The 5,054-nt window shown below is 38.6% G+C and carries 6 protein-coding genes and 1 tRNA gene; 6 read left to right on the top strand and 1 reads right to left on the bottom strand.

What is annotated here, in order from left to right; genetic code table 11:
- Window positions 1-138 precede the first annotated feature (138 nt).
- Window positions 139-1,014: an RluA family pseudouridine synthase gene (locus B7698_RS00510; protein ID WP_084864327.1), complete on the bottom strand. Its 876-nt coding sequence runs from the start codon at window positions 1,012-1,014 to the stop codon at window positions 139-141.
- 86 nt (window positions 1,015-1,100) lie between these two features.
- Between B7698_RS00510 and pbp2a the strand changes: the two genes are divergently transcribed.
- The 6 genes from pbp2a (at window position 1,101) to B7698_RS00480 (ending at window position 5,040) form a co-directional block, all read left to right on the top strand.
- Window positions 1,101-3,296 carry a penicillin-binding protein PBP2A gene (gene pbp2a / locus B7698_RS00505; protein ID WP_084864326.1) on the top strand — a complete coding sequence of 732 codons (2,196 nt, stop codon included), beginning with the start codon at window positions 1,101-1,103 and terminating at the stop codon, window positions 3,294-3,296.
- 52 nt (window positions 3,297-3,348) lie between these two features.
- A complete protein-coding gene (gene rpmG, locus B7698_RS00500; RefSeq protein ID WP_001809375.1) occupies window positions 3,349-3,501 on the top strand; it encodes a 50S ribosomal protein L33 in 153 nt (50 codons plus the stop codon).
- 9 nt (window positions 3,502-3,510) lie between these two features.
- The gene (gene secE, locus B7698_RS00495; protein WP_001210991.1) at window positions 3,511-3,687 is read left to right on the top strand and encodes a preprotein translocase subunit SecE; all 177 of its coding nucleotides are present in this window, start codon (window positions 3,511-3,513) and stop codon (window positions 3,685-3,687) included.
- A 53-nt stretch (window positions 3,688-3,740) separates the two neighbouring features.
- Complete coding sequence (nusG, locus tag B7698_RS00490; RefSeq protein WP_078353034.1) at window positions 3,741-4,277, top strand: transcription termination/antitermination protein NusG; 537 nt, start codon at window positions 3,741-3,743, stop codon at window positions 4,275-4,277.
- Between the two features lie 120 nt (window positions 4,278-4,397).
- Window positions 4,398-4,877 carry a sigma-70 RNA polymerase sigma factor region 4 domain-containing protein gene (locus B7698_RS00485; RefSeq protein WP_084864325.1) on the top strand — a complete coding sequence of 160 codons (480 nt, stop codon included), beginning with the start codon at window positions 4,398-4,400 and terminating at the stop codon, window positions 4,875-4,877.
- A 91-nt stretch (window positions 4,878-4,968) separates the two neighbouring features.
- Window positions 4,969-5,040 (top strand) — tRNA-Glu (locus B7698_RS00480).
- Window positions 5,041-5,054 lie beyond the last annotated feature (14 nt).

Raw genomic sequence — 5,054 nt, 5'->3', positions numbered from 1 at the left:
AAGTTCATAGATCTGAACTTTATCATCATAAGTTAATTTCATAATAAAAGCACCCCAAAAGTTAGATTTTTTCTGTCTAACTTTTGGGGTGCAGTTCACTGGCCTTGCTTTTTAAATATTAAAAAATGGATGACACAATCATCCATTCTTTTTTAATTCTTTTTCAAAAGTATCTGATAGGGTAGTGAAGCTTAATTTCTCTAGAGTAAGCGGATGGGTAAAGGACAGTCGAAAGGCGTGGAGCATAAGCCGACTTGTTTTTGATTTACTATTATAGAGAGGGTCGCCTAAAATAGGGAAGTTATGATGTGAAAGGTGCACACGAATCTGATGGGTTCGCCCTGTCTTTAGTTTGCAACGAACCAAGGAAGTTTTGTTTGAGAATTGCTTTAATCTGCTTACATGTGTTTCAGCATATTGCCCATTTTTTGTATCAACTATTCGTTTTCTGCGGTCATGGCGATCACGCCCAATTTTGTCTTTGAAAACAAGTTCTTTGCTGTTGATATGTCCGTCGACCTGTGCCCAATATTCCCTAGAAATCTCTTTTTTCTCCAGTAAGCGATTGAGAATAGGCAGGATAAAAGGATTTTTGGCAAAGAGAACCAAACCACTGGTTTCCATATCCAGACGATGAACGACATAGCAGGTTTGGCCAACATAGGCAGAGACATGGTTGAGAAGAGCGATTTCGTTTGGCTGATTACCGTGCGTTTTCATACCCTCTGGTTTGTTGACAATAATCAAGTGTTGGTCTTGATAAACCTCCTGAACGAGGTCAGGATTGCCCCAAGGGATTTCTTTTTTGGGATAATCTTCCTCGTCAAAAGTCAATTGGCAAACATCTCCAGGATTTACGATTTCGTTCCAGTGGACTTCCTCTTGATTTATCAAAATGTGTTTCTTGATTCTCAAAAAATGCCGGATTTTTCTAGGGATGAGGAGTTGCTCCTCTAGTAATTGCTTAACCGTCATTGGAGGTAAAGAGGCGGGTAATGTAAATGTGAATTTCATACAGATATTGTAACAAAAAAAGTCCTATTTTGATAGGAAATAGCTAAATTCTTGTCTTCCTATGATGAAGATGATAAAATAAACGCATGAAATTAGATAAATTATTCGAGAAATTTCTTTCTCTTTTTAAAAAAGAAACAAGTGAATCAGAGGACTCTGATTCTACTAGCTTACGTCGCTCTCGTAGTGAACGAAAAAAATTAGCCCAAGTAGGTCCAATTCGAAAATTCTGGCGTCGTTATCATCTAACAAAGATTGTCCTTATACTAGGTTTGAGTGCAGGCTTGCTGGTTGGAACCTATTTGTTTGCTGTTGCCAAATCAACCAATGTCAATGATTTGCAAAACGCCTTGAAAACTCGGACTATTATTTTTGACCGTGAAGAAAAAGAGGCTGGTGCCTTGTCTGGTCAAAAGGGAACCTACGTTGAATTGACTGATATCAGTAAAAATTTGCAGAATGCCGTTATTGCGACAGAAGACCGTTCCTTCTATAAAAATGACGGGATTAACTATGGTCGTTTCTTCTTGGCTATTGTCACTGCTGGTCGTTCAGGTGGTGGTTCTACTATTACCCAACAGCTGGCTAAAAACGCCTATTTGTCACAGGATCAAACTGTTGAGAGAAAAGCGAAAGAATTTTTCCTTGCCTTAGAATTAACAAAAAAATATAGTAAGGTTCAAATTCTAACCATGTACCTTAACAATGCCTATTTTGGAAATGGTGTGTGGGGTGTAGAAGATGCGAGTAAGAAATACTTTGGAGTTTCTGCGTCAGAATTGAGTCTGAATCAAGCTGCGACTCTGGCAGGCATGCTCAAAGGACCGGAATTGTATAATCCCTTGAATTCTGTAGAGGATTCTACCAATCGTCGCGATACTGTTTTGCAAAATATGGTTGCAGCAGGATATATTGATAAAAACCAAGAAACCGAAGCTGCGGAAGTTGATATGACTTCGCAATTACAAGATAAGTATGAAGGAAAAATCTCAGATTACCGCTACCCCTCTTATTTTGACGCGGTTGTTAATGAAGCTGTTTCCAAGTATAATCTAACAGAGGAAGAGATTGTCAATAATGGCTATCGCATTTACACAGAGCTGGACCAAAATTACCAAGCAAATATGCAGGTTGTTTATGAAAACACATCGTTATTTCCGAGGGCAGAGGATGGAACATTTGCTCAATCAGGAAGTGTAGCTCTCGAACCGAAAACAGGGGGAGTTCGTGGAGTTGTCGGTCAAGTTGCTGACAATGATAAAGCTGGATTCCGGAATTTCAACTATGCAACTCAATCAAAACGTAGCCCTGGCTCGACAATTAAGCCTTTAGTTGTTTATACGCCTGCAGTTGAAGCTGGCTGGGCTTTGAATAAGCAGTTGGATAACCATACTATGCAGTATGACAGCTATAAGGTTGATAACTATGCAGGGATCAAAACGAGTCGAGAAGTTCCTATGTATCAAGCCTTGGCAGAATCGCTTAATCTGCCTGCTGTTGCCACTGTTAATGATTTGGGCGTTGATAAGGCTTTTGAGGCGGGCGAAAAATTCGGACTCAACATGGAAAAGGTCGATCGTGTTCTTGGCGTCGCCTTGGGAAGCGGTGTTGAAACCAACCCTCTTCAAATGGCTCAAGCATATGCTGCCTTTGCAAATGAAGGTTTAATGCCGGAAGCTCATTTTATTAGTAGAATTGAAAATGCTAGTGGTCAGGTTATTGCGAGCCATAAAAATTCACAAAAACGGGTGATTGATAAGTCTGTAGCTGATAAGATGACCAGTATGATGTTGGGGACTTTCACCAACGGTACCGGTATTAGTTCATCGCCTGCAGATTATGTCATGGCAGGAAAAACTGGTACAACTGAAGCTGTTTTTAATCCGGAATACACAAGTGACCAGTGGGTGATTGGTTATACTCCGGATGTGGTGATTAGTCATTGGCTTGGTTTTCCGACCACTGATGAAAATCACTATCTAGCAGGATCTACTTCAAACGGTGCAGCCCATGTCTTTAGAAATATTGCAAATACCATTTTACCTTATACGCCAGGAAGTACCTTTACAGTTGAAAATGCGTATAAGCAAAATGGAATTGCACCAGCCAATACAAGAAATCAAGTACAGAGTAATGAAGAAAATCAGGCGGATAATAGCCTTTCTGATATTAGAAGTCGTGCACAAAATCTGGTAGATGAGGCTAGCCGTGCTATCTCGGATGCTAAAATTAAGGAAAAGGCTCAAACAATATGGGATTCGGTAGTCAATCTATTTCGCTAAGATGCTTGTCAAAGCCTAGCTTTCTTGTTATAATAGATAAGATGGAGGCGTTATGGCACTAAAAAAAGCAAGCCTAGCTTGTGCGGTTTGTGGTTCGAGAAACTATTCAATAAAGATCAGTGGAAACCCCAAGCCAACACGACTAGAAGTAAATAAATTTTGTAAACATTGTGGTAAGTACACTACACACAGAGAAACGAGATAGGAGAGAGCGATGCGTTTTATTGGAGATATTTTTAGACTTCTTAAAGACACAACATGGCCAACTCGCAAGGAAAGCTGGAGAGATTTTCGTTCTATCATGGAATACACAGCTTTCTTTGTAGTAATTATTTACATTTTTGACCAGTTGATTGTTTCAGGTTTGATTCGATTTATTAACATTTTTTAGAAGGTTAGTGGAGTTATTTATACTAGAGTTCTTCTATTATGAAAGGAAATATCATGGATAGTTTTGATAAAGGGTGGTTTGTTTTACAAACTTATTCTGGTTATGAAAATAAGGTAAAAGAAAATCTATTACAACGTGCACAAACCTACAATATGTTGGATAATATTCTACGCGTTGAAATTCCAACACAAACAGTGCAGGTTGAAAAAAATGGAAAGAGAAAAGAAATAGAAGAAAATCGCTTTCCAGGTTATGTTCTTGTAGAAATGGTCATGACAGATGAAGCTTGGTTTGTTGTTCGAAACACACCAAATGTTACAGGATTCGTCGGATCTCACGGAAATAGATCAAAACCAACTCCATTATTGGAACAAGAAATCCGTGATATCTTGGTTTCTATGGGACAAACCGTACAAGAGTTTGATATCGATGTTGAAGTTGGTCAAACTGTACGTATCATTGATGGCGCTTTTGCAGACTATACTGGTAAGATTACAGAGATTGATAACAATAAAGTGAAGATGATTATCTCTATGTTTGGTAATGACACAGTTGCAGAAGTGAACCTAAACCAAATTGCAGAATTATAACCCTGAGAGAGGCATGTCCTCTCTTTTTTTGTGCAGTTTAGACGGTGTAGGGAACAGAATGGAGAAAAGAACCGAATTAGTTTCATTATTTGTTAGACTGTATCTAGAAAGGGGAAGCTTATGTTTAAAGAATTGTATAAAGAAGTCCAGGGGATTGTGTATAAGTGTAGAAATGAATATTACCTTCATTTATGGGAGCTATCGGATTGGGACCAAGAGGGTATGATTTGCTTACATGAATTGATTAGTAGAGAAGAAGAGCTTGTAGAAGATATCCCTCGTTTAAGGAAATATTTCAAAACCAAGTTTCGGAATCGGGTTCTAGACTATATCCGTAAACAAGAAAGTCAAAAACGAAGATATGATAAAGAGCTTTATGAAGAAGTGGGTGAGATTAGTCATCGTATAAGTGAGGGAGGACTTTGGCTAGATGACTATTATCTCTTTCATGAGACACTAAGAGATTATAGAAACAAACAAAGTAAAGACAAACAAGAAGAGTTAGAACGTGTCTTAAGAAATGAACGTTTCCGAGGACGTCAAAGAGTATTAAGAGACTTACGTATTGTGTTTAAGGAGTTTGATATCCGTACTCGGTAAGAAGCTATGCAAAAAATAAAAAAAGATAAAAAAAGTAGTTGACAAGTCTGAAAAAGTCGGTATAATAGTAAGAGTTGAAAATAACAACTCTGGTCCGTTGGTCAAGGGGTTAAGACACCGCCTTTTCACGGCGGTAACACGGGTTCGAATCCCGTACGGACTATGGTATGTTGCGGA

The sequence above is a fragment of the Streptococcus mitis genome (genome assembly GCF_002096855.1).
Classification (GTDB): Bacteria; Bacillota; Bacilli; order Lactobacillales; family Streptococcaceae; genus Streptococcus; species Streptococcus mitis_Y.
Note: the sequence above shows the minus strand (reverse complement) of the source record. Positions and strands in the feature narration are given on the sequence as shown.

Coding starts and splice junctions, on each gene's coding strand:
- B7698_RS00510 (WP_084864327.1), bottom strand. CDS start 1,014: ATGAAATTCACATTTACATTACCCGCCTCTTTACCTCCAATGACGGTT.
- pbp2a (WP_084864326.1), top strand. CDS start 1,101: ATGAAATTAGATAAATTATTCGAGAAATTTCTTTCTCTTTTTAAAAAA.
- rpmG (WP_001809375.1), top strand. CDS start 3,349: ATGGCACTAAAAAAAGCAAGCCTAGCTTGTGCGGTTTGTGGTTCGAGA.
- secE (WP_001210991.1), top strand. CDS start 3,511: ATGCGTTTTATTGGAGATATTTTTAGACTTCTTAAAGACACAACATGG.
- nusG (WP_078353034.1), top strand. CDS start 3,741: ATGGATAGTTTTGATAAAGGGTGGTTTGTTTTACAAACTTATTCTGGT.
- B7698_RS00485 (WP_084864325.1), top strand. CDS start 4,398: ATGTTTAAAGAATTGTATAAAGAAGTCCAGGGGATTGTGTATAAGTGT.